This window comes from Bifidobacterium pluvialisilvae (genome assembly GCF_019331695.1).
Lineage (GTDB): Bacteria > Actinomycetota > Actinomycetes > Actinomycetales > Bifidobacteriaceae > Galliscardovia > Galliscardovia pluvialisilvae.
Genome location: NZ_JAHBBI010000014.1, coordinates 1 through 15047, shown reverse-complemented (window position 1 = coordinate 15047; position 15047 = coordinate 1). Strand labels below are relative to the sequence as shown.

Annotated in this window: 13 protein-coding genes; 8 read left to right on the top strand and 5 right to left on the bottom strand. The window is 64.5% G+C overall.

The genetic code is table 11. From position 1 onward, the window contains the following. The first annotated feature begins 321 nt into the window (after positions 1–321). On the top strand, positions 322–1077 hold the full coding sequence (locus tag KIH77_RS09700; RefSeq protein ID WP_219101380.1) for an SDR family oxidoreductase: 756 nt from the start codon (positions 322–324) through the stop codon (positions 1075–1077). A 39-nt stretch (positions 1078–1116) separates the two neighbouring features. On the opposite strand, the gene KIH77_RS09695 is transcribed toward KIH77_RS09700, so the two are convergent. After that, a complete protein-coding gene (locus tag KIH77_RS09695; RefSeq protein WP_219101379.1) occupies positions 1117–1854 on the bottom strand; it encodes an NUDIX hydrolase in 738 nt (245 codons plus the stop codon). A gap of 144 nt (positions 1855–1998) precedes the next feature. Between KIH77_RS09695 and KIH77_RS09690 the strand changes: the two genes are divergently transcribed. From KIH77_RS09690 to trmD, 7 genes are all read left to right on the top strand, one after another. Beyond that, positions 1999–2589, top strand: a complete 591-nt coding sequence (locus KIH77_RS09690) for a TetR/AcrR family transcriptional regulator (protein WP_219101377.1) — start codon at positions 1999–2001, stop codon at positions 2587–2589. Between the two features lie 373 nt (positions 2590–2962). Further along, positions 2963–4480, top strand: coding sequence for an APC family permease (locus KIH77_RS09685; RefSeq protein ID WP_219101375.1), 1518 nt, complete (start codon positions 2963–2965; stop codon positions 4478–4480). 79 nt (positions 4481–4559) lie between these two features. After that, positions 4560–5918, top strand: coding sequence for an aspartate aminotransferase family protein (locus tag KIH77_RS09680; RefSeq protein WP_219101373.1), 1359 nt, complete (start codon positions 4560–4562; stop codon positions 5916–5918). A 323-nt stretch (positions 5919–6241) separates the two neighbouring features. Next, entirely contained in the window at positions 6242–6709 is a 468-nt protein-coding gene (rpsP, locus tag KIH77_RS09675; RefSeq protein WP_219101371.1) for a 30S ribosomal protein S16, read from the top strand. Positions 6710–6711: 2 nt separating this feature from the next. Continuing rightward, positions 6712–6942, top strand: coding sequence for an RNA-binding protein (locus tag KIH77_RS09670; protein WP_100510527.1), 231 nt, complete (start codon positions 6712–6714; stop codon positions 6940–6942). Between the two features lie 77 nt (positions 6943–7019). After that, positions 7020–7634, top strand: coding sequence for a ribosome maturation factor RimM (gene rimM, locus KIH77_RS09665; RefSeq protein WP_219101369.1), 615 nt, complete (start codon positions 7020–7022; stop codon positions 7632–7634). Positions 7635–7734: 100 nt separating this feature from the next. After that, entirely contained in the window at positions 7735–8886 is a 1152-nt protein-coding gene (gene trmD, locus KIH77_RS09660; protein ID WP_219101367.1) for a tRNA (guanine(37)-N(1))-methyltransferase, read from the top strand. Positions 8887–9101: 215 nt separating this feature from the next. On the opposite strand, the gene rsmD is transcribed toward trmD, so the two are convergent. From rsmD to KIH77_RS09640, 4 genes are all read right to left on the bottom strand, one after another. Beyond that, a complete protein-coding gene (gene rsmD, locus KIH77_RS09655; protein WP_219101365.1) occupies positions 9102–9713 on the bottom strand; it encodes a 16S rRNA (guanine(966)-N(2))-methyltransferase RsmD in 612 nt (203 codons plus the stop codon). 27 nt (positions 9714–9740) lie between these two features. After that, a complete protein-coding gene (locus KIH77_RS09650) occupies positions 9741–12335 on the bottom strand; it encodes an ATP-dependent DNA helicase RecG (protein ID WP_219101363.1) in 2595 nt (864 codons plus the stop codon). 1077 nt (positions 12336–13412) lie between these two features. Next, on the bottom strand, positions 13413–13604 hold the full coding sequence (gene rpmB / locus KIH77_RS09645) for a 50S ribosomal protein L28 (RefSeq protein WP_219101361.1): 192 nt from the start codon (positions 13602–13604) through the stop codon (positions 13413–13415). A 342-nt stretch (positions 13605–13946) separates the two neighbouring features. After that, a partial coding sequence (locus KIH77_RS09640; RefSeq protein WP_219101359.1) for a CPBP family intramembrane glutamic endopeptidase occupies positions 13947–15047 on the bottom strand: 1101 nt, incomplete at its 5' end.

The following is a 15047-nucleotide window of genomic DNA, read 5'->3' as shown; positions in this document are numbered from 1 at the left end:
AACGTCGTGATGCGGATTCCTCCGTCGATTCTTCATGGAATTGATATGAACATGGGGGAAGCAACCGTACGACATCCAGTCGGCAACCAACTGTGCAGCGATGCCGTACGGCGCAATCCCTATACTACGTCAGGAAACGCCGAACTACGTAGTTTTTGAGAGAAATGAAAAACTACATATGAGCGAGCGCCACACTCCCCCATGTCATCCTGAGCTAGCGCCACACTCCCCCATGTCATCCTGAGCGAGCGCAGCGAGTCGAAGGATCTCCCCCGCCCTACAATGAAGCCGTATCCCATGGAATCGCTTCAAGGAGGAACCATGACGGACAATGCGACCAAAACCGCGGTGGTGACGGGAGCGTCAAGCGGCATCGGCGCCGCGACCGTGCGCACGCTGACGGCCGAGGGCTGGGCGGTGTTCGCACTGGCCCGTCGCGAGGAGAAGCTCGCCGCGCTGGCGGAGGAGACCGGCTGCACGCCGGTCGTCGCCGACATCACCGACGAAGGGTCCACGTCGGCGGCGGTCGAGACGATTCTGGCGGCCGGCCCGGTCAAGGCGCTGGTGAACTGCGCGGGCGGCGCCGTCGGCAAGGATCCGGTGGCCGTCGCGAGCCTCGACGACTGGCGCGCCATGTACGAACTGAACGTGCTGGGCACGCTGCGCATCACGCAGAAGCTGCTGCCGGCGTTGAAGGAGTCGGCCGGCTCGGTGCTGGTCATCTCGTCCACGGCGGGCATCGAACCGTATGAAGGCGGCGCCGGATACTGCGCGTCGAAGTCCGCGGAGCGGATCATGGCGCGCGTGCTGCGCCTGGAGATGATCGGCGAGCCCGTACGCGTCATCGACATCGCGCCGGGCATGGTGAAGACCGACGAGTTCTCGGTCAAGCGGTTCCATGGCGACAAGGCGAAGGCCGCGGCCGTGTATGCGGGCGTGCCCGATCCGCTCAGCGCCGAGGACGTGGCCGAATGCGTGCGCTGGGCGCTCGACCAGCCCGACACGGTCGATGTGGACAGCATCGTCGTCCGCCCGCGCGCCGAGGGCTCCTACACCAAGGTGTATCGCGAGCGCTGAGGAGAGGGGCCGCGGCCCCGTAATCCGCCTCCGGCCACCTCAGTCGTCCGCCCGCTGCGCCTTCCACACGGTGTAGGCGGCGAGAGTGATGCCGTCCATGATGTTGCCGGCGGCTATCATGTCGTCGATCTCGCCGGTGGTCATCCATGCAAGCTTGGAGTCCCCGCCTTCGCCAAGGCGGGACTGCGCGCGCTCGACCTCGGCCAGCTGGCCGGCGTCCACACGCACCTCGACCACGGCCACCGAGCCGCGGATCTTGCACGTGTCGGTGTGGACCAGCTGCAGCAGCCGGCGTCCCGACGACGCCAGACCGGCCTCGGTCTCGAGCTCGCGTTCGGCGGTGCGGCTCGCCACCTCACCGGCCACGCCCATGCTGCGCGGGAACTCCCATTCGAACGAGTCGGTGGCTATACGCCAGTGGCGGGCCAACAGCAGCCGGCCGTCATCACGCACCGCCACGCAGACGACGCTCGGCTGCCCGCCGCGCACCTGCGCGAACAGGATCGGATGCGTGGCGGCATCCCCATCCTCCGCCGTGGCGGGCACGCCGTCGCCGCCCGCGCCCGCCGGCCGCCCCTCGACGCTCACGTCGGCCTGGATCACGGTGAACTGGGATTCGTCGCCGCCTTGGAACACGACCCGCTCGTCATGCACGACGAGTCCGGATTCCAATCCCGACCTAATGGCGGCCACATCGTCGGGCGCATTGTCGGGCGCATTGTCGGGCGCGGCCGTCCGAGCGGCCGGCACGGTCGCGGTGCCGTCGTCATCAGTCATCTTTACCTCCGGATATCACATTCGGAATTCGGAACACATATACACAATAATGACAATCTACCCCCGTACCCCCGAATACGGCAAGGCGGCCTCTCCGACGCCGCCGATGTGTCATACTGGGATGGCAACCGGCAAGGAGGGGCCATGCCAAAAATCGTCGATCACGCCGCACGACGGCAGGCGATCGTCGAGGCGTATCTCGATTTGGTGAGGAAGCAGGGCATCGGTTCGACGTCGTCACGTTCGCTCGCCGCGCAGCTCGGCATCTCGAACAGTCTGCTGTGGCGGTATTTCAACGATATGAATCAGCTGCTCGTGCAGTCCTACCACACCATCATCCAGAACGTGGACGACCGCATCATGTTCGCCATCGCCGGGCATCGGGGCGTCGACGCCATACGCCGCATGGTCCATGAGCTGCTGCCGTTGGACGACGTCTCGCGCGCGGAGGCGCGGATCGTCGTGAGCTTCTGGGGGCTGGAGGTGACCAAGGGCACCCGTCTCTCCCCGTCCGCGCACGAGACCGAGGCCTGGTCGTCGATCCTGGAGACGCTGCTGCGGCAGGCCGCCGAGGTCGGGGAGATCGCGCATGCCGACGACCGGACGCTGCGCGACACCGCATTCGCCATCATGGCGCTGACCAACAACGCGCAGATCGGATACGCCACGAAGGACGACGACGCCGTCGCCGTCCGGACCGAACATGTTATCGGCCGCATGCTCACCGCGGAGTGAAGGCACATGGAAAGCGGCCGATTGTAAGTCGGCTGCAGCGGCGGTGTCGGCGGCATGACGTCGCGCGTTCGTGACGCGCATCGTTAGTGAGCACTTGCTCATTATTATTTCCGCAACGTTTCCGCCAGACGCACGGGACATTTCCCCATCCACCGACGCCGGCACCCCCGAAACATGGACGAAAACGGCCGGCAATTAAAAAGAGCATCCGCTCTTTTATATTGATGGACATCACCAGCCAAGGAAACCGTCGAACACGACACCGACCGCACAACGGCCGCGGCGATTCCCACCCGCCACAGCTGCCGCAGCCCCCAGCCAAAGCAGTTCCACCCCGATAAGGGCCATGCCCGATCGGCAATCGGAAGGAACCATGATGACCACCACAATCAACCAGTCCATATGCAAACCACCCACCGCCGGCACGGCCGGCGCAACGGCCTCCACGCGGCCCGAACTCGCCGGCTCGCTCGGCACGGGGGCCATCGTGTTCATGGTGGTGGCCGCCGCCGCGCCGCTCACCGTGCTCGGCGGCGGCACCCCGGTGGGCATCCTGCTGGGCAACGGCGCTGGATTCCCCTCGACCTTCATCATCGCGGGCCTCGCGCTGGCGCTCTTCTCCGTCGGGCTTTCGGCCATGGCGCGATACGTGCCCCGCAGCGGCGCGTTCTTCGCCTACATCTCGCAGGGGCTCAACCCCACGTGGGGACTGGCCGCGGCGATGCTGGCCATGGTCACCTACACGGCCATCCAACTTTCCGTATACTGCCTGATCGGCCTGCAGCTGCAAACGGGCATCGAGGCGGTCACCGGCGCCAATCTTCCCTGGTGGGCGTATTCGTTCCTGATGGTCGCCATCGTGGCGTTCCTCGGCTACCGCCGCATCGACATGAGCTCCAAGGTGCTCGGGCCGCTGCTCGTCGCCGAGATCGGCGTGGTCGTCATCCTCTCCGCGGTGATCCTCGCACGCGGCGGCGCGCACGGCATCGACCCGGCGGCCTCCTTCTCCCCCGCCGCCGTGGCCTCCGGCGCGCCCGGCGTGGCGCTGATGTTCTCCATCGCGGGGTTCATCGGCTTCGAGTCCACGGCGGTCTACCGCAGCGAGGCCCGGGACCCCGACCGCACGATTCCCCGGGCGACGTACATCGCCGTGGCCTTCGTCACCGTACTGTACGCGTTCTCGTCGTTCGCCCTCGTCAGCGCATGGGGATCCGACCGTGTGCAGCAGGTAGCCGGGGAGACCCTGGCCAAGGGCAACATGCTGCAAGTCACCGCGCAGGCCTACATCGGCCCCTGGTATGCGGCCGTCATCAGCCTCCTGCTCATCACCAGCCTGTTCGCCTGCGTGCTTTCGTTCCACAACGTGCTCGCCCGCTATATGTTCTCGCTGAGCACGCACGGGGTGCTGCCGCGGGGCCTGGGCACCGTGCACGCACGGCACGGGTCGCCCTCCCGGGCGTCGCTGGCGCAGTCCGCGACCGCCGCCGGCATCGTGCTCGTCATCGCCCTGCTCGGCGCCGACCCGTACGCCCAGGGGTTCACCTGGCTCTCCGGCATGGCCACCGTGGGGTTCGTGACCCTCATGGTGCTCACCTGCCTGGCCGTGGTGACGTTCTTCATCCGCCACGACATCGACGTGAGCCTGTGGAGCTCCGGCATCGCACCGGGCCTCGGGGCCGTGGCGCTGACCACGTTCCTGTACTTCATCATCAGCAACTTCCCCACGCTGGTGGGCGACGCCGACTCCGGTGGCCACACCGCCGCCGGTCCCCTGACCTACACGCTGCTCGGCATCCTGGCCGCATCGCTGCTCGCCGGCGCCGCGCGGGCGCTGCTCCTGCGGCGCAAGGACCCCACCGCATACCACAACCTGGTGGACGCCGACGCATAGACGGCGCCCGATTCCCGACCCATCACCGACCAACCAACAGCAACCACCACAACCAACCACCACACAGAAAGGCACAGCCATGACCAACGTCAAGGACGTCTACCCCAACTTCATCACCCTCGGCGAGGCGCTGGACCTCAGCGAGGACAAGGTCCGCGAGCTCCAGCTCGCCCACATGAACAAGGTGCGCACCCAGATGGGCCTCGCCGCCGGCCTCACCTTCGACATCAAGAAGGCCGAGGGATGCCACATCTGGGACGCCGAGGGCAACAAGCGCCTCGACTTCATCGGCGACGTCGGCGTGTACCTGCTGGGCCACAACAACCCGTTCATCGTCAACGGCGTCAAGCGCTTCCTCGACACCCACCCGCTGAGCATGGACCCGATGGCCCTGAAGCCGGTGACCGCCGCGTTCGCCAACAACATGGCGCAAATCACCCCCGAGCTCACCCGCACCATGACCAACGGAGGCGGCGGCGCCGAAGCCGTGGAGGCGGCGCTGAAGATGTGCCGCATCGCCGCGGGACGCACCAAGAAGGGCAAGACCCGCGTGGTCTCCACGCTCAACGCCTTCCACGGCAAGACGCTCGGCGCGGTGAACGCCGGCGGCAAGGACACCTGGCGCCGCTGGCAGGCCCCGATGCCCGGCCACACCTACGTGCCGTACGGCGACGCCGACGCGCTCGAGACCGAGCTGAGCAAGGGCGACGTGATCATGTTCATCGCCGAGCCGATCCAGGGCGAAGGCGGCGTGGTGGTGCCGCCGGACGACTACTTCTACAAGGTGCGCGAACTGTGCGACCGGTACGACACCTACATGGTGCTCGACGAGGTGCAGGCCGGCTCCTGCCGCACCGGCTACATCTGGGCGCACAAGTACTACAAGGACCTCGTACCCGACGCCTTCACCTTCGCCAAGGCGATCTCCGACGGCGTGCTGCCCGTCTCCGGCCTGCAGGCCAAGGAGGAGCTGTACATGGCCGCCTACGGTTCCGAGGAAAGCGCCATGATGCACACCGCCACCTACCAGGACAACAACATCTCCGCCTGCGTGGCGCTGCTCTCCCTGCAGTACATGATCGAGAACGACGTGCCTGCCAAGGTGCGCGCCGGCTCCAAGGTGATCTTCGCCGGCCTGAACAAGATCCGCGACCGCTTCCCCGACGTGCTCGAGGAGGTGCGCGGTCGCGGCTACATGATCGGCCTGAAGTTCGGCGCCGACAAGGACGGCGTCGGCTTCGCGCCCCGCGTCGGCACGATCCTGGCCCAGAAGCACCTGGTGCACACCATGACTTCAATCAACAACGACACGATTCTGCGTGTATACCCGAACGTGACCACCACCAACGAGGACTTCGCATGGTTCCTCGACGCGCTGGAGCAGACGCTTGAGGAGGTCACCGCCACGTCCGGCATCGCCACCACCAAGGCCGCCTGACGGCCCATTCCGTCCGGTCGTCCACCGAATCCACCGCATAATCCGGTTGTTCGCCGTTTTCACCGCATAACAGGCCGTTTTCCCGGCGTGTCGCGGTGAAAACAGTGAGTGACCGGATTTGGTGCATAACGGCAACCAAAAATCCCCAAATAAATCCCCATTTTCGGGCTTGTCCACGCCGGAATGTGGTTATAATATTTAGCTGTTATTCGTAAGCAGTGGCGCCCTCTAACTCCGTTGCTTATGAGGAACACGTGGATCGCGGTTTCCGTGCCCCACACGAAACCGAAGATGCACACCCCTAATACATAAGGAGAGCCGTTTTGGCAACCAAGATTCGTCTGAAGCGCCTGGGCAAGAAGCACTACGCCTTCTACCGTGTCGTCGTTATGGATTCCCGCAAGGCCCGTAACGGCAAGACCATTGAGGAGATCGGCATCTACGATCCCAACAAGCAGCCCTCGCTCATCCAGATCAAGTCTGACCGCGCTCAGTACTGGCTCGGTGTCGGCGCCCAGCCGACCGAGGCCGTCTTCAAGCTGCTCAACATCACCGGTGACTGGCAGAAGTTCAAGGGCCTGCCCGGTGCCGAAGGCACGCTGAAGGTCGCCGCCGAAGGCCCGGATGCGGAAGCCCGCGTGGCCGCCGCCGCCGATGAGGCCCAGAAGCTCAAGGCCGCCAAGGCCGAAGCCGAAGCCAAGGCCAAGGCCGAGAAGGAAGCCGAGGAGGCCGCTGCGGCCGCCGAAGCCGAGGCCCCCGCCGAGGAAGCCACCGAGGAGAAGGCTGAGTAATCATGCTTGCTGAAGCCGTCGAACATCTGATCAAGAACATCGTCGATTTCCCGGACGACGTGTCCGTCAAGTCCCACGAGAACAACCGCGGCGAACTGCTTCGCGTGCGGGTGAACCCGGAGGACATCGGCCGCGTCATCGGTCGTGGCGGACGCACCGCGAACGCCATCCGCACCGTGGTGCAGGCCCTGGCCGACCACAAGGTCCGCGTCGACATCATGGACGTGCGCTGAACGACGTTTCATAGGATTCGCAGGAATCTCGCACATCCATCGCGTCTTGGTCGTCCGGTAACATCGGAGCAATGACGATGGCAGATACACAGCACGATACAGACCCTCAGCAGCGTGAGCTGCTGAGGGTCTGTCGTATCGGCAGGGCGCAGGGCCTGAAGGGCGAGGTCAACGTGCGCGCGTTCACCGACGATCCGGAGGAGCGGTTCGCCCCCGGCTCCGTATTGCTGACCGGCGACGGCCGCGAATTCGAGGTCGTGAAGTCCCGCAAGTTCAAGGAACGGTGGATACTCCTGTTCAAGGGCGTGACCGACCGCAACGCGTCGGAGGCCCTGAACGGCACGATGCTGTACGTCGAGCCCACGTACGCCGACGATGATTCCGACGAGGACGACGGGTTCTACGCCGAGGAGCTCATCGGCCTCGAGGCGAGAATCTACGCGAATGGTGGTGCCGATGATGACGACGCCGGTGACGCCGGTTCCCACGATGATGACTCTACCGACGCGTATGTGATCGCCGGCAGGGTCACGGACGTGACGGAGTCCCCCGCGCAGTGGCTGCTGACGGTCACCGAGCCGAGCGGCGCGGAATCGTTGGTCCCGTTCGTCGAGGAGATCGTCCCCGAGGTCGATTTGGACGAGGGATATCTCGTGCTCGACCCGCCGAACGGCCTGTTGCAGGACCGGTAGCAGTTCACGAATCGGCAGATACACGAAAATATAGCGCTCACATCACCCGTATCCGCCGATTCGTGAACCCGGAAACTTCGTATGCGATACGCTGGGACCTATGCATATCGACATCGTTTCCGTATTCCCCGAATACTTCGACGTACTGAAGCTCAGTCTGCTGGGCAAGGCCCAACAACGCGGATTATTGACCGTCACCGCACGCAACCTGCGCGACTGGACGCACGACGTGCATCATTCCGTGGATGACACCCCGGTCGGCGGCGGCGCGGGCATGGTGATGAAGCCGGAGATCTGGGCTAAATGCCTCGACGACCTCATGGGTCTGAAACCGGTCGATTTCAGCGCCGAGGGCGAGCCGATCCTTTCCCGAGACTTCCATCTCGTCCCCCGGCCGGGCAACGCGCCGGCCGCCACCCCCGCCGGCGAGCCCGTGCCGGACGCCACGACCGCCGAGGAGCGTGCCGACGCCGCGGCCGCGGAGAAACGCGATGCCGCAGGCCAGCTGCTCAAGGAGACGAAGGATCCCGACGAACTGGTCGCCGCACTGGATTCGCTGTTCGACGAAGCCCCCGGATACAACGTGCCCATCGACCATCCGGCAGCCACCGGACCCTCCACGGACACGACCGCCGCCGGCGGCGACGTCGACCCCAACGACCCTGACATGCAGGCCAGGCCGATCCTCATCTTCCCGAATCCGTCGGCGCCGCTGTTCACGCAGGCCGACGCCACGGACCTCTCCCACGCCAAGCGATTGATTTTCGGCTGTGGCCGGTATGAGGGCATCGACGCGCGCGTGCCGGAATACTATGCGCGGCAAGGCGTCGAAGTGCGCGAATACTCCATCGGCGATTATGTGCTCAACGGCGGCGAAGTGGCCGTGTCGGCGATGATCGAGGCGATTGTGCGCCTGCTGCCGGGGTTCATGGGCAACCCCGAATCCATCGTGGAGGAATCCTATACGGGGGAACCGCTGCTGGAGCACCGCCAGTTCACGCGGCCGACCGCATGGCGCGGCATCGCCGTCTCCGACGTGCTGACCAGCGGCGACCATGGCAGGGTCGACCGGTTCCGCCGCGACGAGGCACTGGAACGCACGTCGCGCATCCGCCCCGATCTCATCGAGCAGCTCGACTGCAAGGCGCTGAGCAAGGCCGACCGCAAGACGCTGATGATGCTCGGCTGGGAGGTCTCGGGCCATCATCCGCGCAAGCTGCCGCCGGAGCATCTGCCGGTGCGGTACTTCTAAGAAGGACCACATCCGGCGGCCCCGCCAGCGGGTGCAGCGAACCCTGCCCCGATACCGCCAGCGGGAGCAGATCTTCGACCACTTGATATTGTCATCCTGAGCGAGCGCAGCCCTCTGATATTGTCATCCTGAGCGAGCGCAGCCCTCTGATATTGTCATCCTGAGCGAGCGAAGCGAGTCGAAGGATCTCCCCGCCAGCACACACCGCGAATCCGCTACTCCTCCAGTCGGCGTTCGAAATAGAACACGGCGGTCTCGCCGTATTTGCGCGCCTGGGTGATCTCCCATCCTTCCGGAACGGTCGGGTCGTCGGAGCGCGCCGACCGTTCCAGCATGATCACGCCACGCGGGTCGACCATGCCGGTGGTCACCAGCGTCTGCGTCAACGCGTTGCAGTCATCGGTGCTGAAGGCGTACGGCGGGTCGATGAGCACCAGATCGAACGATTCGCCGCGCATGGCGCCCCGCGAGGCATCGTCCGCCGCGCCGACGCCGACGTATCTCTCGGCCTTCGCCCTGACGACGCGGGCGCCCATGCCGGACTCCCACGCCTTCGACGACTTGAGTCGTGCGAACGATTTGCCGAGCATGGCGGCGGCCGGTCCGGCGGACTCCACCGCCACCAGCGACCTCGCCCCGCGCGACAACGCCTCGATGCCGAGCGCGCCGGTGCCGGCGAACAGGTCGAGCACGCGCGCGTCGGGGAGAATATTGATGGCCGTCAGATGGGAGAAGATGGCCTCTTTCGTACGGTCGGTGGTCGGCCGGGTGCCGCTTTTCGGCGTCGTGATCTCAAAACCCTTGAATCGTCCCGCAATAATACGCATAGACTCCATTATGCACGGTATGGGCGGTCAGGTACTGGTGATGAACTGCTCGTTGCCGCGGGTGAAGTCGAGCACGGCGCCGGCGAGTTCGACCTCGCCGTGCAGGTCGGGGTCGGCGTCGAGCAGCGCCTGCGCCCGTTTGCGCGCGTCGGCGATCATGTCGGCGTCCTTGACCACGCGCAGCAGCTTCAGCGACGAGCGTCCGCCGGACTGCGCGTCGCCCAGCACGTCGCCGGCGCCACGCAGTTCGATGTCGGCCTGGGCGATGTCCGCGCCGTCGGTGGACGTGCGGATGACCTCCAACCGCTGTGCGGCCAGCGAACCGGGTTCGGCCCGCGAGATCAGGAACGCCCAGCTGTTCGTGCCGCCTCGGCCCACACGTCCGCGCAGCTGATGCAACTGCGAAAGTCCGAACCGGTCGGCGTCGAAGATCACGATGCAGCTGGCCTGCGGCACGTCCACGCCGACCTCGATGACGGTGGTCGCCACCAATACCGGCGTGCATCCGGACGAGAAATCGTCCATCACCCGGCGTTTGGTCTCGTCGTCGTCGCGGCCGGTGAGCGTGGCCAGTTCGATGCCCTGGAACTGCGGCAGCGCGGCCAATCGTGCGGCGATCTCCTCCACGGAATGCAGCGGCGGTTTCGGCGTGGCCGAGCCGTCGCCGGCGTCGGATGGGTCGTCGAACGGATCGTCGATCATCAGACCGTATTCCTCATCCCGTCGCGACGAACGTCTCGCCATCATGCGCGATGATTTCGCGCCCGACCGGCGTCGTCCGCCACGCGCGCCGCCGCCTTCGACGGCGATTTCGGCGGCGGTCTCCTCATCCTCGGGATTCTCGTCGATGCGCGGGCAGACGATGTACGCCCGCTCCCCCGCGTCCACGCGCGCGCGGATGTGCGCGAACATGCGCGCCATCGTATGGCCGTCGGCCTCGGGCACCACGATGGTGCGGATCGGCTTGCGTCCGCCCGGCAGTTCGGTCAGCCAGGAGATGTCGAGGTCGCCGAACCATGTCATGGCGGCGGTGCGTGGAATCGGCGTGGCCGTCATGACCAGCAGATGCGGCGCGCGTTCGGATTTGCGTCGCAGTGTCTCGCGCTGCTCCACGCCGAACCGGTGCTGTTCGTCGATGACGGCGAGCGCGAGGTTCGGCGCCTGGAACGACTTGGAGAACGCGGCATGCGTGGCGACGACGATGCATGGCGTGCCGCTGGCCGCCGTGCCCAATACGCGGCGTCGTGCCGCGAGTTTCATGCCGCCGGTGAGCAGGAGAACGTCCACGTCGCCGCCGACCATGCGGTTGATGCTGGCGTAATGCTGTTCGGCGAGGACCTGCGTGGGGGCGACGAGCACGGCCTGATGTCCGGCGTCGACGGCCTGCAGCATGGCGGCCACGGCCACGACGGTCTTGCCGGAACCGACCTCGCCCTGCAACAGCCGCTGCATGGGCGCCGGCTTGGTCATGTCGGCGGCGATGTCGTCGATGACCTTGCGTTGGCCGTCGGTCAGTTGGAATGGCAGGGATTTTATGAATTTCTGCAGTCTCGTCTCGCCGGCGTCGACGTCGAACACGTCCATGCCGGTCGGCTGCGGGCAGGGGTAGGCGTCGATGGTGGTGGCCTGCCGGCGCACGGCGAGCAGCGCGGTCTGCGCGACGAACGCCTCCTCGAATCGCATCGTGCGGATGCCCGCATGGAACCGTTTGACCGAATCGGGATGATGGATGGCGAGGAACGCCTCGGCGCGATGCATGAGCCGTTCGCCCGTGCGCACGGATTCGGGCAGGATGTCGGGGATGGCGCGCGCGAGGGACGCCGGATCCACGGGCGTGGCGGGAACGGCGCCGGGGGCGGAGGCGGGAACGGACGGCGGCATCGGCGCAGCGGGAACGGACGCCGTTCCCCCGTCGGTGTCCGAAGCCGTATCGGACGCGGCCTCGCCGGCCGCATCGTCCGCCATCATGTGTAGGAATCCGAGAATCGATTCGTGGATGTGGTCGGTCGAGATTCGCGAACTGGCATGGTATACGGGCTGCGGCCGCGAGACCTTGGCCAATGCCGCCGCCACGGAGTCGATTTCCGCAGGCCGGCCGTCGGGCCCGTATACGACGACCACGTCGGGATGCGTGAACTGCAGGTTGTTGTTGAACACCGTCGGATCGCCGGCGATCACGACCACGGAATCCGCGCGCAGGCGGGAACTCATCCAGTCGGCGTACCCCTTGTTGTGGGAGAAGAACACGAGTCTCGCCATGCCGGGGGCCGTATGCGCGTATCGTGCAGCGGCGTTTGTATCGGCGAATGACGACGACGGTTCGGTGAGGGCGGTGCGCGGCGAGGGCCCTACGAAGTCGGCGTCGTCGAGCACGGCCTCGACGCGGAATCCACGGCGGGCGTTCATCGGCATGACGCGCAGTTCGCGCACGGTCGCCACGAATGCCGCCTTGACGCCGATGGTGATGCTGCGGATGGGCGTGACGGGAACGGGGTCCGTCACACGGAACGGATAATAGGTCAGCGCGTCGCCGACCGTGACCACGCCCAGCGATTTCAACGCTCCGACACGCCGCTTGTTCGTCATCAGCGACGAAACGGCGGTATCCAGGGCAATAGTCATACGCCCCATTGTGACCGCTCGCGTGGACCGTCGGCTCACATCGACGCGGTGTTGTGGGTCTAATCGATCGCCACGGCCGGATTCGTGGGTCCAATCGATTGTGACAGCCGGATTCACGGGTCTGATTGGTCGCCGTAGCCGGATTTGTAGGTCTACCCAGTCTCACGGCCAGATTTGTGGGTCTAATCGGTCGGCGAGCCGAATTCGAGGTCCAATCGATTGTGACAGCCATATTTAGCCACGCAGCCAGATTCGTGGGTCCAATCGCGGTCGGCAAGCATCTGTAGACCCACTCAGCCGCCATAGCCGGATTTGTGGGTCCACCCAGTCATCACAGCCGAATTTGTGGGTCCAATCGGTCGGCGAGCCGAATTCGAGGTCCAATCGGCCGCGCAGCCAAATCTGTGGGCCCAATTTACCGTCGCAGCCAGATCTCACTGACGGCCTGTCCCCCGATGGACCGGATTTGTGGGTCTAACAGGACGCCATAGTCAGATTTGTGGGTCCAAAAAGTCGAGGAAAATCGAAAGTGGGTCTATCCGTTCATGAGGAGCCGATTTTCGGTCTCTTCACGTATACCCTAGACCCACAAACCGATTAATGAACGGTCAGACCCACGGTTATTGAACGTCCCAGACCCACAAACCCGACCGAATGAGCGAGAGGACCCACAAACCCAACTGAGTGGACGAGGGGACCCACAAATCTGATCGATACGACCCACAAACCCAATCGGAATGACCCACATTGCGTCGGCGCTCCGGCAAGCAAGCGGAATCACCAACGTCAGTGAACCATTAGACCCACAAACCGCATTACCGAACGAATCAAATCAACGGACGAATCACACCGCTAAACGAGCCGAATCAACGAACGGACCGAAACCGAATGAACCGCATTACCGGACGAATCAAACTACCGAACGAATCACACCACTGAACAGGCCGAAATCGAACAAGCCAAAACCCAACGAACCGAGACACCGGACGATATGGGCAATAAAAAAAAATCCCGCGAGCCGGAACTCACGGGATCATACGATAATGCGGGTCTACCGCTGCACTACGCAAACGCGAATCAGGCGACGCGCTGGACCTTGCCGGCCTTGATGCAGGAGGTGCACACGCGAAGGCGAACGTTCTCGCCATCGATGCTGGTGCGAACCGGCTGCAGGTTCGGCATGAAACGACGCTTGTTACGACGGTGCGAGTGAGAGACGGAATAACCGACCTGCGGGCCCTTGCCGCAGACTGCACAACGAGCTGCCATGATGACTCCTCTTACTGTTTGTTCAAGTCTTTCCCGTGTCCCCGTCGGGATGCCCCGGCCTGAACACACAACTTCACGATATTAGCGGGAAATACGGGATTTCGCAAGTGAAGCGGGTATTATAGCGGGTTTTTCACGGAATCGTTGCATGGATCTGAGTGGTTTGGGCGTGGGAAAATTCACGAATCACCAGATACCCGTCAAAAACAGGGAATTTCGGGACGCATCTAGCGATTCGTGAATTGATGGGGCCCTCAGAACGTATGCGGGAATTCATGAATCGACCGGTACCTGCCAAAATCGAAGAATTTCGGGGTGTATTTGACGATTCATGAATGGGCCTCACGAAAACGCCGCGACGATCGGCGCGCCGAACGTCATCAGCGCGGTCAGCGCCACGAACACGATCATGCCGGGATTGCCGAGGACCACGCGGACGCGGTTGCCCGGCGCCAGGTCCTGTTCGGCGGGTTTGATGAAGAACTCCCGGCGTTTGCGGATGAGCATCACCAGGCCGGCGATGGATAGGCCGATTATCGCGAGAAAATAGGCGCCGATGATGGCGAGCCCTGGACCGGACCGGGAGATCGCGTCCATGATGGCGTTGGAATCGTCGGTGTTGAGATTGTCGAACGCGGAGAGGTCGGCGCCGCTCACGATCAGCGGGCCGACGACGCCGCCGACGAAATTCGTGGCGGCGTGCATGGCGATGGTGTACTGGACCTTGCCCGTGCGCGTATAGATGTAGGCCCAGAGCAGACCCCAACCGAACGTGTAGAACGTCTGGTACGTGTTCGTGTGCATGAGGCAGAACAGCAGGCCCGACATGAATATGGCGAGTTTTTCGCCGTAGACGCGCAGACGGTCGATGAGCATCTTGCGGAAGATGAGCTCCTCGAAGCAGGGGGCGAGGATGACGGCGACCACGGATTCCACGGCGAAGTCGAATGGCACGAATTCGCTGCTGCCGGTGGACATGGCGTCGTCGAGGACGTTGCCGTATTTGCCGAGCGACAGCAGGTTGGAGACCAGCTGCCCGACGATGTTGCCACCGAACATGATGGGGAAGCCCATGAGGAAGATGAGCAGCCAGCGTCCGATGCGCATGTGTGCGTCGGGTTCGTCGGGACGGGGCTGCGGCGGGTGTTTCGGCACGAAATGGAAGATGAGCAGGCACAGGGGCACGCCGACGCCGTACTGGGCGAGGGACGAGAGGACCATGCTGATGGAGCCGGGCTTGTCGGTGAGGCCGGGGCTGACGATGTCGGCTATGGCGCCGATGATGACGGCCGCGACGGTGGTGGCGGCGAGGAACGTGAACAGTGCCCATGCGGTGCGGTTGCAGGTTTTCCGGGCGGTGCGCAGGTTGACGGCGGGGAAGAAGCGCAGTGGTTTGGCGAAGGTCGCCGGCGCGGGGACGGCGATGGGCTGGGGTGCGGGGAC